The organism is Cupriavidus sp. 01L415, assembly GCF_056400065.1.
Window position 1 is genome coordinate 333,608 of sequence record NZ_JBFTSP010000001.1, and the last position, 18,198, is coordinate 351,805.

The window sequence follows — 18,198 nt, forward strand, 5'->3', positions numbered from 1 at the left end:
AATCGGCGCGGGCGGCGACCGGCGAAAACCTGCAAAAACCTGCAAAAACCTGCAAAAACCTGCAAAAACCTGCGATGCTGACCGGCCACGACAACGCCACAACAAGGGCCTGAGGTTTTCCCGAACTGTCCCAGAAAGCAAAATGCATGTCCCGGATGATCAAACCGGACGCTACTGATACTAGATACTTGCTTCAGTTGCGACCGGCCCGGCAAGTGCCGTTGGAAGGGAGCGGCAGCGCCTCGGCTCAGTAGCCGGGAGTCGTCAAAATGTTCCTTCTGAGGTATTCATGTACGGCCAACGTTCCACACTTCCCACTATGGCAGCCAATCCGGACCGGCCAGTCGGTATCCATTACTACTCGTGGGTGGTTTTCGCACTCGGCTTTGGCCTGCTGCTTTCCGACTACATGTCGCGCCAGGTGCTCAATGCGGTATTTCCGCTGCTGAAGCACGAATGGACGCTGACCGATACGGAGCTGGGCGCGCTTGGCGGCATTGTTGCGCTGATGGTGGGCGTCCTGACCTTGCCGCTGTCGGTCCTGGCCGACCGCTGGGGCCGCGTCAGGAGCCTCATGCTGATGGCCGGCCTGTGGAGCCTCGCTACGCTTGGCTGTGCGGTGGCGACCAACTTCGGCGAAATGTTCATCGCCCGGCTGTTCGTGGGAATCGGTGAAGCCGCCTATGGCAGCGTGGGCATTGCCATGGTGCTGTCGGTGTTTCCCCGCCGACTTCGATCCAGCCTGAGCGCGGCGTTCATCGCCGGCGGCCCGTTCGGGTCGGTGCTGGGGATGGCACTCGGCGGCACCCTCTCCGCCCACCTTGGGTGGCGCTGGGCGTTTGCCGCCATGGCCATCTTCGGACTGGTGCTGGTGGCCGTGTTTCGATTCGTGGTGACGGAGCCGCGCCTGAAGGCGCAGCGCGAACGGATCGGCGAGGAACAGGGCGACGCGTCGGCACCCAGGCGCCTGGCATTGCGGCCCATGGTATCCGCCCTGTTTTCGGCCCCTTCGATTCTTTGTGCCTATGTCGGCAGCGCCATGCAGTTGCTCGTCACCGGCGCCCTGCTGGCGTGGATGCCGAGCTACCTGTCGCGCTACTACGGCATGGCGACGGACCGCGCTGGCCTCACAGCCGCCGGCTTCGTGCTGGCCGCCGGCGCAGGCATGATTGCCTGCGGCGCGCTGACCGACTGGGTGGCCCGCAATGCCCCGACCCGCAAGTGGCTGATGGCCATTGCCTACAGCATCACCAGTTGCACGCTGCTCGTGGCTGCCTTCCATACGCCGGCAGGCACCGCGCAAATGGCCCTGATCTTCGCCGGCATGCTGCTGGTTGGCGGTACGGCCGGACCGGCGAGCGCCGTGGTGGCCAACCTCACGCACCCCAGCATTCACGCGACTGCCTTCGCCACGCTCACGCTTGCCAACAACCTGCTGGGCCTGGCGCCCGGCCCCTTCGTGACCGGCCTGATTGCCGACAGGATCGGCTTGCTCGGCGCCCTGCAGATCATTCCGCTGGCTGGCCTGTGCGCCACATTGTGTTTCGCGATCGGCCGCAAGTACTACGCCGCCGACCTGCGCCGCATTGAAAGCCACCGCGCCGCACAAGCGCAGACCTGACCTCTTTCCCCTGCGCTCTCCTATGATGGGATTTACGGGATGATCCGGCGTCGCATCTCCATGAAGGAAAACAGGAGGAGACCAGGTGAAACTGAAGAGCCTTGCCATGGCATCGCTGCCCATCTGCTCGGGGGCAGCCTTTGCGCAGTCGAACGTCACGCTGTACGGCGTGGTCGACACCAACATCGAGTATGTCAATCACCTGGGCGTGGTGCCCACGGCGTTCAACCAGTTCAATCGCGGGCCCGCCCATGATGTCGTCCGGATGAGTTCGGGCGGACTATCCGGCTCGCGCTGGGGTCTGCGCGGCGCCGAAGACCTTGGTGGTGGTATGAAAGCCGTGTTTGTCCTGGAAAGCGGTTTCAACCTCGACAGCGGCACCTCGCAGCAAAGCGGCCGGCTATTCGGCCGCCAGGCGTTTGTGGGCCTGCAAAGCCCCTATGGCCAGATCAGTTTTGGCCGCCAGTACACCTCGATGTTCGAGGCGCTGGCCAATTACTCGCCGACCGCCTATGCCACGCAGTATGAGCCCATCATCCTGCAATCTGGCCCTAACTTCCGCGAAGACAATACCGTCAAGTACACCGGTCAGTTCGGCCCGGTAAAGGCCCTCGCACACTGGTCGTTCGGCGTCGGCGTGGCCCTGCCCGCGACGGTCGGCATCGCCACGCCGATTGGCGGCAACGGCGAAGTCCCGGGCCAGTTCCGGCGCGACACCGCCTATGGCGCCGCCGTGGCGTACGAGGCGGGCCCGTTTGGCGTCACCGTTGGCTATGACCAGTGGAATCCGACCATCGGCACCAGCAGCGGCACCGTCAGGAAAGCCGTGGTTGGCGCCAGCTACACCTACGGCCCGGCCAAGTTCATGGGCGGCTATCGCTGGGGTCGGAACACGAACGCGGCGGACGTCCTGTTCCAGCGGGACGACTTCTACTGGATCGGCGCGACCTACCAGGCGACCGCTGCCGTGGCCCTCACGCTCGAATACAACTACGACAACCTGAAGAATCTGTTCGGCAATACGCAGGTCGCCAACCCGTGGCAGGTCGCCTTCGTCGCGAACTACGCATTTTCGAAGCGTACGGATGTCTATGTCAGCACCGCGTTCGCCAAGAACGCCGGCCTGATGCTCGAATCACTCGCAACGGTCTACGCCAACAGCCTTTCGCTGGGCAACAACTATGCGCTTGGCAACGGGCAGAGCACGATGATCGGCGCGGCCGTCGGCCTGCGTCACAAGTTCTGAGCGGATGGGATATGGAATGCGGGGCGCCCGGGAATCCGGGCGCCCGCGGCGTCAGGCCTGAGGCCGACGCAGGAAGCGCAGCACCACCGGTGCCACTTCGCTGACGCGCGTCAGCAGGAAGAGGTGGCCGTCCTCGAATACGTGGAGTGCGGCATTGCGAATGCGCGAAGCGAGGATCCTCGCATTGACGACGGGCACGATGGGGTCGTCGGACCCATGCAGGATCAGCGTGGGCTGGCCCAGGGCACCGAGCCACAACAGGCTGCTCCATCCCCATGCCGCCAGCAACTGATAGACATAGCCACGACCGCGCGGCGGATGCATATGCCGGCCGTGCTCTTCCAGCAATGCAGGATCGTCGCGAAACGCGCCACCATAGATGTCGGCACCCACGCGGCGCAGGTAGTCCGGGTCGGTATAGCGACGCGCGCCGATCATCTTCGAGAGAACCGACACGCTGCCCGGCACCATGATCACGCCCGGCGACGTCGCCGCCAGCACAAGCCGCCGGCAGCGCTCCGGATAGAGATGCGCGAACTCCTGTGCGAGCGCCCCGCCCCAGGAAACGCCGAGCGTGTCGACCTGTCCTGCATAGCCGAGATTGCCGAGCAGCTTGTCGGCGAGCACGCACAGGTTGGAAAGGCGATAGGGCAGCAACGGCGCGGGGGACCCGCCGGCGCCGGGGACGTCGAAGATGATCACTTCGACACCCTCGAGCGCATCGACGAATGGCTCGACGAGCTCCAGGTTGGCGCCGATGCCGTTAAAGATGAGCAGCGGCGGCCCCGCATCGCTGCCGGGCCGGATGCCGACCCGCAGCACTTGTCCATCCACGTCTACCGTCCGGATTGCCATCTTGTGGCCAGATTCAACGCTGGCACCGCTTATTGTCATCAAGTCATCCTGGATGCATTGCCCTGAAACGGGCGAGACGGCACGACCTGATGAGGCCGTGCCGTGGCGCTTACTGCTTGGGGCGCAGGATGCCCTTCGCTTCTTCCACGTTCTCCGCAAAGCGCTTGCCAACCACGGCAAAGCTGTCGGCCTGCGTCTTGTACACAGTGTCGGTCAGGCCGCGCAGGCTGGTCACGGCCTTGTTCAGGGTCGCCGGCAGCAGTTCGGTCACGCGGACAGTCTTGGCGTCATCGCCCTCTTTCTTCGTGCCGAGCGATTGCAGATCGGCCGCGGTGCCACACAGGTACTCGGCCTGCAGACGGACCAGCGATTGCAGGCCGTCCAGCAGCGTCAGATTGACACTGGCCAGCGCCTCGATGTCCTTGCGGCGCGACTCCAGGATTGCCACGGGGTCGAGGCGGTTCTGCTTGACGAAGTCCAGCAGCTTCTTGTGCGGAGCAAACGTGCTCGCGGTGTTGGTCGATTCCATCTTCATGGTCTCCATTCAGGTTGCGTTGAGAAACTAAAAAACTGCGGGATGCCGCGCGTCAGGCTTCGATCACGTAGCGTCCGGGGGCATCGCCACACGGCGCATGGCGGGCGCTGCCCGGCGCAGTGGGCGCATTCCGCTTCGGGCCGGAGCGCTGCTTCAGCCACTGGCTCCAGTGGCTCCACCACGAATCGGACGTGGATGTGGCGCCGTCCAGCCAGGCCTCGGGATCAGACGTACCGTCGTCATTCACGAAGTACTTTGCCTTCGGGTTGCCGGGGGGATTGATCAGGCTTTGAATGTGGCCGCTGGAGCTCAGGACGAATTCAGTCTGTCCGCCAAAGGCGCGTGCCGAGCGGAATACGCCCTGCCAGGGGGTGATATGGTCGGTCATGCCGCCGACCACGAACTTGTCGCAGTCGACCTTGGACAGATCGATCGGCGCGCCGAGTACCGTCAAGGCCCCCGGCATGGCAAGCAGGTTGTCCGAGAGGATGTCGAGCAACTGGCAATGGAACCCCGCGGGCAGTCGCGTCGTGTCGTTGTTCCAGTACAGCACGTCAAACGCCGGCGGCGCCTTGCCGAGCAGGTAGTTGTTCACCCAGTAGTTCCACACCAGGTCATTGGGCCGCATCCATGCGAACACCCGGCCCAGTTCCTCGCCGTCGAGCACGCCTCTCGCCTGGCTGCTTTGCCGCGCGGTGGTGACGGCCTCCGGCGTGGCAAACAGGCCGAGCTGCGACTGCTCGTCCAGGCCGAACACGGACACCATCAGCGTGGCGGCATTCACCAGCTTCTCGCCACGGCTTGCGCAATAACCCATCAGCGCCGCCATCGTCATCGCGCCGGCGCAGGCCCCGTGCAGGTTTACATCGTCACTGCCGGTGATGTCGCGGATGGCATGGATGGCCTCGATCAACGCGGCCACGTAGGTGTCGAGGTCCCACTCGCGCTGCGCCACAGTCGGATTGCGCCAGCTCACCATGAACACCTGGAACTCCTGCCCCAGCAGGTACTCGACGATGCTCTTGCCCGACGCGAGGTCGAACACGTAGAACTTGTTGACCTGGGGCGGCACGATGAGTTGCGGCCGCGCATGCACTTTGGCCGTGACGGGCGCGTACTGGATCAGTTCGAGTACGTCATTGCGGAAGACCACCGTCCCCGGCGTGCTCGCCAGGTCGCGGCCAACACGAAACGCGCTCTTGTCGACCTGGGAAGGCATGCCCTGATTGGTCAGGGCATCGGTCAGCAGGTTGGTCATGCCCGAGAGCAGGTTGAGACCGCAGGACTCGAACGTCTCCCTCAGCGCAGCCGGGTTGCCCAGCAGCATGTTGGTCGGCGCCAGCGCGTCGAACACCAGTGACGTGAAGAACTGCGCGCGTTCCTTGCTGCGCGCATCCATGACGGATCGGCTGACAAAGCCGGCCGCGGCATCGCGCCAGGCCAGGTAGCCCTGCAGCGGCATGCGGTACAGCGGGTTGTCGTGCCATTCGCGGTCCGCGAAGCGACGGTCGCGGGCTGGGGGCGCGGAAGCCGTGCCGTCCAGCACGCGCAGAAGGTCGTCGGCCAGCCGCGTCTGCTGCTCCAGCAGCAGTGCGGGCTCCTGAACGCATTGCGCGCCGATCTGCTGGGCCGTGGACATCAGATCCTCCGGACGCAAGCCCACGAAGGGATTGGGGCCGGCCACGAGCGGACCGCCGTTGTCGGGCGCGACCGGCCGGGTGACGCTGGCCGGCTTGCCGGCCTTGCTACCCTTGCCGGCGTTGCTGGTACGTTGCTTTGTGATTGTCATGACGTATCTCCTCAGGCCACCAGCAATGCCAGCGACTCGGCGACCAGGGCCGGCCTGGCCTGCCCTTCGATCTCCATCGTGTTCTCCGTCCTCAGCATGACGCGGCCTTCGCCCTTGTCCTCTGCCGCCAGCAGCTTCACACGATTGCGCACCCGGGCACCGGCCTTTACCGGCGTCAGGAAGCACGTCTTCTCCAGGCCGCAGTTCACTGCCGCCTTCGCGTCGTCAGGGACGATGCCCATGCGGGTGAGCTGGCCGCCCAGCAGCGAAAGCGTGAGGAAGCCGTGCGCGACGGTGCCGCCAAACGGGCTCTCGCGGCCCGCCCGGTCCACATCCACGTGAATCCACTGATGGTCGTTGGTGCAGTCTGCAAACGCGTCGATGCGCGCCTGATCCACTTCGACCCACTCCGATACGCCCAACTCCTGGCCGACGAACGCGTCAAGCGTCGCCATGCTGTATCCATCGATTGCCATGTTGTTTTCCTTCTATGTCTCTGATTTTGGTCTGGCTGCCTCAGAACTGTGCGTCGTTCAGGGCAAGGAATCCGTCCGTGCCGGCGGCACTGGTGATGGCCGCCTCCATGCCCGGCGCGCGGGTCAGGATATGGTTGGCAAAGAATTCCGCGGTGGCGATCTTGGCGTCGTAGAAGGTCTCGTCTTCGTGATGCTTCTCGATGGCAACGATGAGCGCCCGCGCCATCTGCCAGCCGGTCAGCACGATGCCGGCCAGCTTCAGGTAGGCCACGCTGGTACCAAACACGGCGTTGGCATCGGTGCGCGTCTTCGCGACGATGAACTCGACGACATTGGCCAGCGCGGTGTGTGCCGCGCCGAGGCGGGCGTACATCGCACTGCACGCCGCGTTCGCGCCACGCTCTGCGAGCGCGGCCAGCGTGTCGTCGATCTGCGAGAGGATGGCCCGTGCGGTGGCGCCGCCATCGCGGACCGTCTTGCGGCCCACCAGGTCGTTGGCCTGAATGGCGGTGGTGCCTTCGTAGATCGGCAGGATGCGCGCATCGCGGTAGTGTTGCGCCGCACCGGTTTCCTCGATAAAGCCCATGCCGCCGTGCACCTGCACGCCGAGGCTGGTCACTTCCACGGACATCTCCGTGCTCCATCCCTTGATGACCGGGACGAGGTATTCATAGGCCGCGGCATACTGCTCGCGGGTTTCGGCATCGGCGGCGTGGTGCGCGATATCCGAGTAGCCAGCCGCCACCAGCGCGAGCGCCCGTGCGCCTTCGGTCAGCGCACGCATTTCCGTCAGCATGCGGCGTACGTCGGGGTGCCGGATGATCGGAACGGCTTCCTTTGCCGATCCATCCACCGGCCGGCTCTGGACGCGATCCTTCGCGTAGGCGACGGCCTGCTGGTAGGCGCGATCCGAGATCGCGATGCCCTGCACGCCCACGCCAAAGCGTGCCGCATTCATCATGACGAACATGTACTCCAGCCCGCGGTTCTCCTCGCCGATCAGGTAGCCGGTGGCGCCGCCGTTGTCGCCGAACTGAAGCACGGCGGTGGGGCTGGCCTTGATGCCAAGCTTGTGCTCGATCGACACGCACTCGACGTCGTTGCGCGCACCGAGGGAGCCGTCCTCGTTGACGAGGAACTTGGGCACCAGGAACAGCGAGATGCCCTTCACGCCTTCGGGCGCGTCCGGCGTGCGCGCCAGCACCAGATGGACGATGTTTTCGGCCATGTCGTGCTCACCGTACGTGATGAAGATCTTGGTGCCCGATACCTTGTAGGTACCGTTCGGCTGGTGCACGGCGCGCGTGCGGACCAGCGCCAGATCGGAGCCGGCTTGCGGTTCGGTGAGGTTCATCGTCCCGGTCCACTCGCCAGCGATCAGGCGCGGCAGGTAGCGCCGACGGAGCTCGTCGGAGCCCGCCGTGAGCAGCGCCTCGATGGCGCCGTCGGTCAGCAGCGGGCACAGCGCGAAGGACATGTTCGCCGCATTCATCATCTCGATGCAGGGCGTGGCGACCAGCTTGGGCAGGCCCTGGCCGCCGAATTCGGTCGGATGGACGATGCCTTGCCAGCCGCCTTCGCCGAACTGGCGGAACGCCTCCTTGAAGCCTGCCGTCGTGCGCACTTCGCCGTCGTGCCAGGTGCTCGGCGCCGTGTCCCCTGCCGCGTTCAGCGGCGCAAGTACCTCGCCGTGGAATTTCGCGGCCTCGTCGAGGACGGCTTCGACCGTCTCCAGCGTGGCATCCTCGAAACCGGGAAGCGTGGCAATCTTTGTCAGTCCGGCCAGGTCCTGAATGACAAACAACATATCCTTGGTAGGTGCGGTATAGCTCATCTCGTGCCTCTTATCTTGAGATGCAGCACCCGCGGCTGGTTGGCTCGCTGCGCTGCGACATTGACGGAATTGATCGTAATGTCAGACGGCGCAAAGACGATTACCCGAACTAGCCCATTCGCTGACAAATCCTGCCGCTTTGCGTCACGACTGGGCGTGCGCGGCCGTCAGACAGCGTTTGCGCCGCCTGAAGTGGCAGGATTTGTAAGTCGACGGCCAGGATTGCCAGTCGGCATGGATCGGCATCGACGGGCGCTAGGCGGCGCCCATCGACGGATCAGAGCGAGCGGATCAGAGCGGGCGGCGGTAGGCGTTGGGTGTGCTGCCCGTCCAGTGCCGGAACGCGCGATGGAAGGCGGTGGGATTGTCGAAGCCGACGTCGTAGGCAATCGCGGCGATGGAATCCTCGGAGCGCGTCAGGCGCTGGATGGCGATATCGCGCCGCACTTCGTCCTTGATGGCCTGGAATGTCGTGCCTTCGGCCGACAGGCGCCGGCACAAGGTGCGCACGGAGTGGTGGAGTGCCTGCGCGACGGCGTCGATGGTGGGCGACGCGGGCAGGCATTCGGCAAGGTGCTGGCGCACGCGGTGACAGGTCAGTTGCTCGGCGAAAGCGACGAAGATCCAGTCTTCGGGGGCACGCGCCAGGAATTTTTCGAGGTCTGGCTTGCGTTGCCTGACCGGCAGGTCCAGGTAGGCCGCATCGAAGCTGATCCGCGTGTGGGCGCAGTCAAAGCGGACCGGACCCGGAAACAGGTAGAGGTGATCGCTGCTTTGCGGCGGGACCGGAAATGCGAACTCCGCGCCATGGAGCGGGATTCTCTGGAGGATGAGCCACGAGGCCATCCCATGCACCAGCTTCAGCATCAGCTCGCAGCCCAGTACGCTGACGCCGGGGCCTTCAGGGTTCGCCACCAGTTCGACGTGCGCCGCGCTGCCTTCGCGCCGTGACGTCAGGCGGAATTCGTCCAGGATCAGATGGAAAAACTGGCCAAAGCGATGCAGGGCGACCTCCAGCCTCGGCGCGTCAAGCAGGCTGAGACCCAGGAACTTCAGCACGCCATTGCGCAGCGGACGACTGAAGATGCCGGGCATTTCATCGTCGAGCTCCATCGCCAGCAGCCGATAGAGCGTGGCGAATTGCTCCTGGGTCACCCGTGCGGCGGGTTCCCGCAGAAGTTCATGGGCAATGCCCGAGCGTTCGGCAAGCCGCGCGATAGCAGCCGGATCCGCGCCCGACAGGAAGCCGTTGACGACGGAGATGGGAACGGTAGCGGACAGGCCTGTCAAGCGAGGGCACGGGCAGTGAATGCCGGTCTGGGATGATGACGGTACATTCTGGCACAGGCGCGGTGCATTGAGAACGCCGCAACCCGCCAGCCCGGGCGCTTCGCCCGCAGGGCGGCAAGCCCCGTGCCGTCCGGGTGAGGCTTGCCATTTCACGGCCGATGTAGCACCCGGTTGGTAGAATCGCCGCTACCGAAATTGTGTGGCGTTTGCCTGAGGGACGATATGGTCGACCTATGCCTGCACCGCGCGCCCGCCACCCTGCGCATCCTGTGCGCTGCAAAACGCTGACACCGCCATGGACAAGCTGCTCGCATTGAAGATGTTCGTCGAGACCGTGGATGCGCAGGGTTTTTCCGCCGCCGCGCGTCGCATGGATCTGGCCACGTCGTCGGTCACCCGTGCACTGGACGGCCTGGAGAACTCGCTCGGTGCCGTGCTGCTGAACCGCTCCACACGCCAGGTGACCGTCACCGAGGCCGGCGCGGCGTATTACCAGCAGGCGCGCAAGATCCTGGATGCCGTGGAAGAAGCCGATGCGCTGATCGCGGACCGCGGCGAGGTGCCGGTAGGGCAGCTGCGCGTGTCGCTGCCCGTCGCCTTCGGCCGGCGCTGCATCGCGCCCCACCTTGGCAGCCTGCTCGCCCGGTACCCGCAACTCGAGCTGGAAGTCACGCTGACCGACGAGATTGTCGACCTGCTCGGCGAGCGCATCGACCTCTCGGTACGTCTGGGCACCGCGGCGACCTATGACAACGTCATCGCGCGCGAGATCGGCCAGTTCCGGCGACGCGTGGTGGCGAGCCCCGCTTACCTGAAAGACGCCGGTTCGCCGGTGGAGCCGATGGCGCTGGTCAATCACCGCTGCCTGCGATTCAGTTATGGCGCACGCGATCAGGTCTGGACGTTCCGGCGCGGCGGCGCTGGCGGCGATGAGCTCAGGGTGCCGGTCGCCGGCCCTTTCCGCGCCAACAACGCCGAGGTGCTGCGCGAGATCGTGCTGTCCGGCGGCGGCATCGGCCTGCTGCCTGACTGGCTCATCGATGACGACATCGCACGCGGCGACCTGATCGCCCTGTTTGACGACTGGACGGTCAATCCGGACCAGACCAGCGGCGTGATCTCCGCGCTCTACCTGCCAAACCAACGCGGTTCACGCCGCATTGGCGCATTCCTCGCATTCCTCGCGGAGCTTCCCGGCCCCTTTCGCCGTGACGCCTGAGGCACGCGCATTGCCCTGTGCGCAACGCTGAGTTGCGAGGCGTTGGCATTCCCCTGGCGCCATCCTGTTTTTAAGCTTTGGGCATTGCAACCGAACTGGCCCCAACGCCATCGCCATGGATACCCCCGCACCCACCTCCCCTGCCCTCGGAACCGTCCGTTCCGCGCCCCACGCCATGCCGGCGGCACTGGTCGCCTTGTTTGCGCTTTGCGCCGGCGTGCTCGTGGCCAATCTCTACTATGCGCAGCCGATCATCGAGCTGATCGCCCCCGAAATCGGCTTGTCTGCCCACAGCGCCAGCCTGATCGTCTCGCTCACGCAAGTCGGCTATGCGTTCGGCCTGTTCTTCCTGGTGCCGCTGGCCGATCTCCACGAGAACCGCCGACTGCTGATGCTCAGTGGCGCAGCGGCCACGGTGAGCCTCGTCGCCGCCGGGCTCGCCGCGCACCCGGGCCCGTTCCTGCTGGTGTCGCTGCTGCTCGGCCTCAGCTCCGTCAGCGTGCAGATCCTGATTCCGCTCGCGGCACATCTGGCACCCGAGGCCATGCGCGGCCGCATCGTCGGCACGATCATGGGCGGCCTGCTTTCCGGCATCCTGCTGGCGCGCCCGCTGTCGAGCCTGCTCGCCCAGTACTTCGGATGGCGCTCGGTCTTCATGGTGGCTGCGGCAATGACGCTCGCGACCGTCGGCATCATGGCCAGCACGCTGCCGCGCCATGTGCCGCAGCACAAGGCCAGCTACCGGAGCCTGCTCGCGTCGTTGTGGCAGCTGTTCGCGCGCTTTGCGGTGTTGCGCCAGCGCGCGCTGTATCAGGCCCTGTTGTTCGCGGCGTTCAGCCTGTTCTGGACGGCCGCGCCGATGGAGCTGGCCAGCCACTATGGCTTGTCGCAATCGCAGATCGGCCTGTTCGCGCTGGTCGGCGCGCTCGGCGCCGCCGCCGCACCGATTGCCGGCCGCCTGGCGGACGCGGGCCATACCCGCATCGCCTCGTTTGCCGCGATGATCCTCGCGGCGCTGAGTTTCGTGCCCGGCATGATGGGGGGCGCGCATGGCGTCTACTGGCTCGCCCTCACCGGCATCGCGCTGGACTTTGCGGTGCAGATGAACATGGTGCTGGGCCAGCGCGCGATCTATGCGCTCGATGCCGCCAGCCGCGCCAGGCTCAATGCGCTCTACATGACGGCGATCTTCGCAGGCGGCGCCGCGGGATCGGCGATGGCCAGCGGCCTGTACGCCCGCCTTGGCTGGCACGGCGTGGCACTGACCGGCAGTGCGCTGGCGATACTGTCGCTCACGGCGCTCGCCATGGCACCGCGTCGCCGGGCGCAGCCGTAACGCCACGCCGACCGAGGCCCCGCGGTTGTGCCCGATAGATCATGTCACGGCGTCGATTCCGGATTCAGCCGCTTCACGCGGCATATAGTAGTGAGGCCATTCACGGCATGACCTCACAAGGAGTCTTCCCATGGCTGAGTTTTCCCTCCCCGCCGCCGTGCGCCGCACGGCATGGCTGACCGTTCCCGCCTGCCTGCTCGTCATGTCCGGTCTTGTCAATGCGCAGCTCGGCGACATGATGAAATCGTCCCCGCTGGGCGGCAGCTCCGGTCAGAGTGCCACCGGTGCGCTCGGCAGCCTCGGCGGCCTCGGCGGCCTGTCGATGTCGTCGCTCAGCTCCGGCAGCGCCGGCAACGCAGCCGGCGTGATCGAATACTGCGTCAAGAACAACTATCTGAACGCGGATGCCGCGACCTCCGCGGTGAAGGACAAATTGCTCGGCTCGGTTTCAGGCGGTACGAAGGACAGCGGCTATAGCGACGGCTCGCGCGGCATCCTGTCCACCAGCAGTGGCAGCAAGATGGATCTCAGCAGCAGCGGCCTGAAAGCCGAGGTCACCAAGCAGGTCTGCGACAAGATCCTCGCCCAGGGCAAATCCATGCTTTGACCGCTCGAATATGAAAGATCCCGGGGCCATGCTGCCTGCCCCGGCGAGCTCACATCGCGCGCAGGCGATGTGAGCTCCACCGATTGACCCCTCCGATGCAGTCGGCCTCAGAACCGATGCCGCATCCCCAGCAACGCGCCGATGCTGTCGGAGTGACCGCCATAGGGCGCGTTCAGGCTGGCGCTGACCTTGTTGTAGGTCCCTGCGAGATAGACGTCCGTGCGCTTGGAGAAGAAGTAATCCCCGATCAGGAATGCGGACAGCTTGTAGCCATTCTCTCCGGCGGCGCTGACATGCCTGGCCGTGTCATAGATGGCCGCCGCTTTCACCTGCAGCGCTGACGTGACTTGGTAGGTGGTGCCGAACTGGAAGACGTGATCCGTCCGTGCCGTGGTGCTGGCCCCGACATTGGTCAGTCCCGGATTGGCATACGCCTGGGCGAAGGTGCCATAGGTCGGCGCAAAGTCCTGGCCGCCCGACGGCGCGAAGGCACCATCGCGGCGCGCGAAGAGATAGTAGCCATGCAAGGTCACGGGGCCGATCACGTACGACGCGCCCACACCGGAATTGGTCTGCTTGTGTCCGGCCGGATCCTTGGCCTGCTGGCCGACAATCCCGGTTGCAAACTTTCCGCTTGCGTAGCCAACACCTGCCGCAAACGTCGATCCATTGGCGACGCTTCCCGCCAGTTCGCCGGCGGAATACGCCGCCGTCAGCTTGAGCGGCCCGATTTGCTGCGCGTACTTGACTGAGTTATCAAGGCGCGAGCCGGCCAGCAATTGCACCCAGACGTCGCTCGCGGGCGTGTTGCCCCAGCCAATCGTGTCGAACGGCAGCAGGACGTCGAACGGTACGCTGTATTGACGACCCAGCGTGATCTGTCCGTATTCGCCGTTCAGGCCGACAAAGGCTTGTCGACCGAACAGCCGCGCGCCCTGCAGCGACAAGCCGGTATCCGGGGCGAATCCGGATTCGAGCCGGAACACCGCGGACAGGCCGCCACCGAGGTCCTCGCTCCCCAGGATGCCCCAACGCGATCCGTTGAAGAATCCCGGTGCCACGCCGAGCACCGAACCGCTGCTGGTGGCGCGGCCTGCCGCATTCGTCGCGGCCACCTGGTGCGTCTGATACGAAATCGCCGTATCGAGCAGACCGTAAAGCGTGATCGAGGTTTGCGCGTGCGCGGCGCCGGTCATGCTCAGCATGATGCCGACAGTCCAGATCTTCTTCATCGCGTCGCCCGGCCTCGCACGTTGACCTCGAACGTTCCTGCTGTGATGTACATGCTGTCTCCTCTCTCTTCTCGTTTAAAGTGGTTTCGAATGTAAACTATATGATGGACGAGGTAAACTAAATGGGCGCGTCACTGTGTCGCCTGCGCATCAGACAATGCAGTTAGAATCGTTGACGGAAACAACCAACCGGAGTCCTTGCCAATGAGCGGATCGAAACGCGGCTCAAGCGCGGCACCGCGGGTCATTACCGACCTGCTCTCCTCGCGCCTGCATAACCTGGCCGGCCTCTCCGCCGCGAGCGCGTCGTTGCGCGTTCAGCGCAAGTTCAACCTCACGCTGCTCGAATGGCGTTCAATCGGGATGCTCGGCGCCCACGCGCCGCTTTCGCTGAAGGAACTCGCACGCCGTGCCGCCCTGGACAAGAGCTATGCAAGCCGTACGGTGTCGGGTCTGATCGAGCGCGGACTCGTCGCCAGCGAGCGCAGTGACGCGGATGCCCGCGCCGTGCTGCTCAGCCTGACCAAGGCAGGCGATGCGCTCTACCGCAAGGTGATTGTCGATGCGAATGCACGCAATGAACGGCTGCTGAGCCCGCTCAGCACCGAGCAGCGCAGTCAGCTCATGGAGATGCTGGCGGCGCTGACCGTCAGTGCACGCAGCGTATTGGAGGACGAACGGCGGGCAGCCAGCGGCGAGACGATCGACGAGGACGAGCCCGCCGCGACCGGTACGTCGCCGGCGGATTCGGGGAACAGCGACGGACTCGATCTTGCCGAGATCCGCGCGCTGGTGTCACGGCTCAACCGGCTGGTTGGCGGCAACTGACGAGGCACGCAGCGGATTGAAGCCGCTGCGCAGCACCCGGCTGTGCAACGGCCGGTCGAGCACCGCTTCGCACCGCTTCGATGCTTCCAGCAGCCCGTCGAGGTCGATGCCGGTGCGCACCCCCATGGAATCGAGCAGCCCGACCCAGTCCTCCGTGCACACATTGCCGGTATGGCCGCCGCCATACTGCACCTTGGCCGGATGCCCGCCGACCCCGCCCATTGCGCAATCGAAGTGGGTGACGCCGGCTTCCAGCGCGGCGACGTAGTTGACCAGGCCCGTACCCCGCGTATCGTGAAAATGCGCGATCGGCGTGACGTCGGGAAAGTCCTTGCGCATGGCGCGGAACAGCGCGCGGACGGTCTGCGGCGTGGCCATGCCAGTGGTATCGCCCAGCGTCACCAGCCCGACGCCCAGGTCGCGGAAGCGGCCGACGTCGCGCAGCACTTCCTGCGCATCGACACGGCCTTCGAACGGGCAGCCGAAGGCCACCGAAATGGTCCCCACCATGCGAAAGCGCCCCCGCGCCGCCTCCGCCATGGCGCGAACGTTTTCCCACTGCGCCTCGCGGCTGCGCTTGAGGTTGCGCTCGGAATGCGACGCCGAGGCGGACACCAGCAAGCTCACCTCATTCGCGCCGATACCGGTCTCGCGGTCGGTCAGCGCGCGTTCCACGGCATGCAGATTGGCGCAGGTCGCCTTGTACATGACGCCGTCGCGTCGAGGCAGCGTGCGTAGCAGTTCCGTCGCGTCGGAGAACTGCGGCACGACCTTCGGATTCGAGTACGACGTGGCCTCCACGCGAGGAAATCCGATCTGCGCGAAGCGATCGACCAGTGCCGCCTTGATCTCGGTGGGCACAAAATCCGGTTCATGCTGCAACCCGTCGCGGGCAAAGCACTCACACAGCACGACTTCGGCATTCATTGCAGTCTCCGCAATCATGGCTTGCCCGACAGTTGAAACAGCGCAATCGCGTGTTCACGCAGCTTGTTCTTTTGCACCTTGCCGCTGGCCGTCATGCCGATGCGTTCGAAATCCGTCACCACCTGCGCATAGCGCGGGATCCGGAAGTTGGCCATGCGCGGCTTGCTCCAGGCCAGAAGCGCCTCGGCGTCCAGCGTCTGGCCCGGCTTGAGCGTCACGAACGCGGCAGGCACCTCGCCGAGGCGCGCGTCCGGCACCCCCACCACCTGGGCGGTCGCGATTGCCGGATGAGACAGCAGCACCTGCTCCACCTCGGCAGGCGCGACGTTCTCCCCGCCCACGCGGAACACATCCTTCAGGCGGCCAACCAGACGCAGCCGCCCGTCGGCGCGCAAGGCGCCCAGATCGCCGGTCCTCAGCCAGTCGTCGGCGGTGAACACCCTGGCATTGGCCTCGGCCTGCTTGTAGTAGCCCTTCATCACCCCCCAGCCGCGCACCTGGATCTCGCCCACTTCCCCGGCCGCGCACGGGTGCCCCGATGCTTCATCGACGATGCGCACGGCCACGCCGTCGTGCGGCGAGGCAAAGCCGCCCACGCGCAGCGACTCCTCGTCGCGCCAGTCATTGATCGCGACATTGGGCGAAGCTTCCGACAGGCCGTAGGCCCAGCAGATCTTGTCGATACCCATCTCGTCGATGATGCGCCGCATGGTGTCCGGTCCCGCCGCAGCCCACCCACCCCGCAGGTGGAGCCGCGTGCGGTCGAACGAGGCATGCGCCATCAGCATCTGGAAGATCGTGTCGTTGCCCGAGATGAAGGTGCAGCGCTCGTCCGCGAGCATCGTCAGCGCGGCGCCCGCCTCGAAAGTTGGCAGCGTGACGATGCACGCGCCGGCGCACAGCGCGCACAGCAGCGAGAGCGTCGAGCCTGCGACGTGGAAGAACGGGCGGCAGTTGAAGTAGCGATCCGAAGCCTCGATGCCCAGCCGCCGGCCCACGGCGGTGGCGTTGCGCAACATGTTGTCGTGCGTGAGCATCACCCCCTTGGGGTGCGCCGTCGTGCCGGAGGTGAACTGGATGAGCAAGAGGTCGAACGGCGTCACGCATCGCATGGCTTCGGCGAGCACGTCGTCCGACACCGCAGCGCCGGCATCGAGGAACGCAAACCAGTCAAGCCCGGCGCGCGGCACGTCCTCGCCGATGACCACCACGTTGTCCAGCAGCGGCAGCGCCTGCCCCGGGAGCGCCTGATCGACCGCCGGCTCGACCTCGCGGAGGAATACCATGAAGTCGATCTTGAGGAAGCGATCGGCCAGGATCAGCAGCCGCACGTCCGACTGGCGCAGGCAGTATTCGATCTCGGCCGCCTTGAAGCGGGTATTCACGGGCACGGTCACGGCGCCGATCAGCGCGGCCCCATAGAAGCTCGCCACCCAGTGTTCATCGTTGCCGCACAGCAGGCCGACAAAATCCCCCCGGCGAACGCCGTGGGCCAGCAACGCCTTGGCAACGCGGATTGCCTGCGCCTCGAGATCGCGCCAGCTGGTGGATGCATCCTGCGTCACGAGGGCTTGCTGCGCGCCCCGTTGCCTGGCTTGCAACGACAGGTTGGCACTCAGCGTGCGAGGTTCCCATTTCATTTCGTCTCTCCAAAGGCACCGATCCCCGACCGCCAGTCGGAGCGTGCCAGATTTTCCTCGATCGCCAGCAATTCCTCGGCCAGGGCGCCGCGCGGGCCCAGCTCGATGCCACGATCGATGCAACGCTTTGCCAGCCGCATCCCCAGCGGCGGCGCCTTGGCGATGGTCGCGGCCATCTGGCCGACTTCCGCTTCCAGGGCATCGCGCGCGACGATACGCGTGACGAGGCCCACCTCGAGCGCCTCCGCCGCCGTCAGGCGGCGCCCGGTGAACATCATGTCCTTCGCCAGCCGCTTGCCGACAATTCGCGACAGGCGCTGCGTCGCGCCCACGGTGCCCCACTGCGCTTCCGGCGTCCAGAACGTCGCGTCCGGCGTGGCAACGGCGAAGTCGCAGGCAGCGGCGATTTCCACGCCCGAGCCCGCCGCGGCGCCATCGATCACGGCGATCACCGGCATCGGCAGGCTCTCCAGTGCCTCATAGGCAAAGAACCCGCGCATGCGGCGCGCAAGCACCTGCGATTCGTCCATGGTCTTGCGCTCTTTGAGGTCGGCCCCGGCGCAGAACACGGAGCCGGCGGCTCGCACCAGCACCACACGGATCTCAGGGTTGGCAGCCGCCGCGCTGGCCGCGGCCTGCAGGCCTTCGCACATCGCCAGGTTCAGCGCATTGCGGGCTTCCGGCCGGTTCAGGGTGATGGTGGCGATGCCGCCGTCAACGGCATACCGCACCGCCTGTTCGTTAGCTTCAGTCATGATTGCCT

At 65.5% G+C, this 18,198-nt stretch carries 16 protein-coding genes; 6 read left to right on the forward strand and 10 right to left on the reverse strand.

What is annotated here, in order from left to right:
* Positions 1 to 289 precede the first annotated feature (289 nt).
* A complete protein-coding gene (locus tag AC1DOX_RS01565) occupies positions 290 to 1,621 on the forward strand; it encodes an MFS transporter (RefSeq protein WP_441622435.1) in 1,332 nt (443 codons plus the stop codon).
* A gap of 85 nt (positions 1,622 to 1,706) precedes the next feature.
* The gene (locus tag AC1DOX_RS01570) at positions 1,707 to 2,867 is read left to right on the forward strand and encodes a porin (RefSeq protein ID WP_441622437.1); all 1,161 of its coding nucleotides are present in this window, start codon (positions 1,707 to 1,709) and stop codon (positions 2,865 to 2,867) included.
* 51 nt (positions 2,868 to 2,918) lie between these two features.
* Here AC1DOX_RS01570 and phaZ read toward each other — a convergent pair whose 3' ends face one another.
* The 6 genes from phaZ to AC1DOX_RS01600 form a co-directional block, all read right to left on the reverse strand.
* The gene (phaZ, locus tag AC1DOX_RS01575) at positions 2,919 to 3,761 is read right to left on the reverse strand and encodes a poly(3-hydroxyalkanoate) depolymerase (RefSeq protein ID WP_441622439.1); all 843 of its coding nucleotides are present in this window, start codon (positions 3,759 to 3,761) and stop codon (positions 2,919 to 2,921) included.
* Between the two features lie 70 nt (positions 3,762 to 3,831).
* Positions 3,832 to 4,251, reverse strand: a complete 420-nt coding sequence (locus AC1DOX_RS01580; RefSeq protein WP_441622441.1) for a phasin family protein — start codon at positions 4,249 to 4,251, stop codon at positions 3,832 to 3,834.
* 58 nt (positions 4,252 to 4,309) lie between these two features.
* Complete coding sequence (locus AC1DOX_RS01585; protein ID WP_441622500.1) at positions 4,310 to 5,896, reverse strand: alpha/beta fold hydrolase; 1,587 nt, start codon at positions 5,894 to 5,896, stop codon at positions 4,310 to 4,312.
* Between the two features lie 161 nt (positions 5,897 to 6,057).
* Positions 6,058 to 6,522 carry a MaoC family dehydratase gene (locus tag AC1DOX_RS01590; RefSeq protein WP_441622443.1) on the reverse strand — a complete coding sequence of 155 codons (465 nt, stop codon included), beginning with the start codon at positions 6,520 to 6,522 and terminating at the stop codon, positions 6,058 to 6,060.
* Positions 6,523 to 6,562: 40 nt separating this feature from the next.
* Positions 6,563 to 8,356 (reverse strand): acyl-CoA dehydrogenase, encoded by a 1,794-nt coding sequence (locus tag AC1DOX_RS01595; protein ID WP_441622445.1) that lies wholly within the window; start codon positions 8,354 to 8,356, stop codon positions 6,563 to 6,565.
* Between the two features lie 291 nt (positions 8,357 to 8,647).
* Entirely contained in the window at positions 8,648 to 9,646 is a 999-nt protein-coding gene (locus tag AC1DOX_RS01600; RefSeq protein WP_441622447.1) for an AraC family transcriptional regulator, read from the reverse strand.
* A 295-nt stretch (positions 9,647 to 9,941) separates the two neighbouring features.
* On the opposite strand from AC1DOX_RS01600, the gene AC1DOX_RS01605 reads away from it, so the two are divergent.
* The 3 genes from AC1DOX_RS01605 to AC1DOX_RS01615 all read left to right on the forward strand — a co-directional run bounded on the left by AC1DOX_RS01605 (position 9,942) and on the right by AC1DOX_RS01615 (position 12,808).
* Entirely contained in the window at positions 9,942 to 10,865 is a 924-nt protein-coding gene (locus AC1DOX_RS01605; RefSeq protein WP_441622449.1) for a LysR family transcriptional regulator, read from the forward strand.
* Positions 10,866 to 10,980: 115 nt separating this feature from the next.
* The gene (locus AC1DOX_RS01610) at positions 10,981 to 12,201 is read left to right on the forward strand and encodes an MFS transporter (RefSeq protein ID WP_441622451.1); all 1,221 of its coding nucleotides are present in this window, start codon (positions 10,981 to 10,983) and stop codon (positions 12,199 to 12,201) included.
* 202 nt (positions 12,202 to 12,403) lie between these two features.
* Positions 12,404 to 12,808, forward strand: coding sequence for a DUF2501 domain-containing protein (locus AC1DOX_RS01615; RefSeq protein WP_441622502.1), 405 nt, complete (start codon positions 12,404 to 12,406; stop codon positions 12,806 to 12,808).
* 107 nt (positions 12,809 to 12,915) lie between these two features.
* Here AC1DOX_RS01615 and AC1DOX_RS01620 read toward each other — a convergent pair whose 3' ends face one another.
* Positions 12,916 to 14,040, reverse strand: coding sequence for a porin (locus AC1DOX_RS01620; RefSeq protein ID WP_441622453.1), 1,125 nt, complete (start codon positions 14,038 to 14,040; stop codon positions 12,916 to 12,918).
* Between the two features lie 204 nt (positions 14,041 to 14,244).
* Between AC1DOX_RS01620 and AC1DOX_RS01625 the strand changes: the two genes are divergently transcribed.
* Positions 14,245 to 14,868, forward strand: coding sequence for a MarR family winged helix-turn-helix transcriptional regulator (locus AC1DOX_RS01625; protein ID WP_092137862.1), 624 nt, complete (start codon positions 14,245 to 14,247; stop codon positions 14,866 to 14,868).
* Here the strand turns inward: AC1DOX_RS01625 and AC1DOX_RS01630 are convergent.
* The 3 genes from AC1DOX_RS01630 to AC1DOX_RS01640 are packed head-to-tail and all read right to left on the reverse strand — an operon-like array spanning position 14,836 to position 18,190.
* On the reverse strand, positions 14,836 to 15,795 hold the full coding sequence (locus AC1DOX_RS01630; protein ID WP_441622456.1) for a hydroxymethylglutaryl-CoA lyase: 960 nt from the start codon (positions 15,793 to 15,795) through the stop codon (positions 14,836 to 14,838). The two genes, AC1DOX_RS01625 and AC1DOX_RS01630, sit on opposite strands and share 33 nt — an antisense overlap.
* 14 nt (positions 15,796 to 15,809) lie before the next feature.
* On the reverse strand, positions 15,810 to 17,435 hold the full coding sequence (locus tag AC1DOX_RS01635; protein ID WP_441622458.1) for an AMP-binding protein: 1,626 nt from the start codon (positions 17,433 to 17,435) through the stop codon (positions 15,810 to 15,812).
* Positions 17,432 to 18,190, reverse strand: a complete 759-nt coding sequence (locus AC1DOX_RS01640) for an enoyl-CoA hydratase/isomerase family protein (RefSeq protein ID WP_441622460.1) — start codon at positions 18,188 to 18,190, stop codon at positions 17,432 to 17,434. The genes AC1DOX_RS01635 and AC1DOX_RS01640 overlap by 4 nt, the downstream gene beginning before the upstream one ends.
* Between the last annotated feature and the right edge of the window lie 8 nt (positions 18,191 to 18,198).

Excerpts from the sequence above, each read along its gene's own strand:
- AC1DOX_RS01565 (WP_441622435.1), top strand. The coding sequence starts at position 290 with ATGTACGGCCAACGTTCCACACTTCCCACTATGGCAGCCAATCCGGAC.
- phaZ (WP_441622439.1), bottom strand. The coding sequence starts at position 3,761 with ATGACAATAAGCGGTGCCAGCGTTGAATCTGGCCACAAGATGGCAATC.
- AC1DOX_RS01580 (WP_441622441.1), bottom strand. The coding sequence starts at position 4,251 with ATGGAATCGACCAACACCGCGAGCACGTTTGCTCCGCACAAGAAGCTG.
- AC1DOX_RS01585 (WP_441622500.1), bottom strand. The coding sequence starts at position 5,896 with ATGTCCACGGCCCAGCAGATCGGCGCGCAATGCGTTCAGGAGCCCGCA.
- AC1DOX_RS01590 (WP_441622443.1), bottom strand. The coding sequence starts at position 6,522 with ATGGCAATCGATGGATACAGCATGGCGACGCTTGACGCGTTCGTCGGC.
- AC1DOX_RS01595 (WP_441622445.1), bottom strand. The coding sequence starts at position 8,356 with ATGAGCTATACCGCACCTACCAAGGATATGTTGTTTGTCATTCAGGAC.
- AC1DOX_RS01605 (WP_441622449.1), top strand. The coding sequence starts at position 9,942 with ATGGACAAGCTGCTCGCATTGAAGATGTTCGTCGAGACCGTGGATGCG.
- AC1DOX_RS01610 (WP_441622451.1), top strand. The coding sequence starts at position 10,981 with ATGGATACCCCCGCACCCACCTCCCCTGCCCTCGGAACCGTCCGTTCC.
- AC1DOX_RS01615 (WP_441622502.1), top strand. The coding sequence starts at position 12,404 with ATGTCCGGTCTTGTCAATGCGCAGCTCGGCGACATGATGAAATCGTCC.
- AC1DOX_RS01620 (WP_441622453.1), bottom strand. The coding sequence starts at position 14,040 with ATGAAGAAGATCTGGACTGTCGGCATCATGCTGAGCATGACCGGCGCC.
- AC1DOX_RS01625 (WP_092137862.1), top strand. The coding sequence starts at position 14,245 with ATGAGCGGATCGAAACGCGGCTCAAGCGCGGCACCGCGGGTCATTACC.
- AC1DOX_RS01630 (WP_441622456.1), bottom strand. The coding sequence starts at position 15,795 with ATGAATGCCGAAGTCGTGCTGTGTGAGTGCTTTGCCCGCGACGGGTTG.
- AC1DOX_RS01635 (WP_441622458.1), bottom strand. The coding sequence starts at position 17,435 with ATGAAATGGGAACCTCGCACGCTGAGTGCCAACCTGTCGTTGCAAGCC.
- AC1DOX_RS01640 (WP_441622460.1), bottom strand. The coding sequence starts at position 18,190 with ATGACTGAAGCTAACGAACAGGCGGTGCGGTATGCCGTTGACGGCGGC.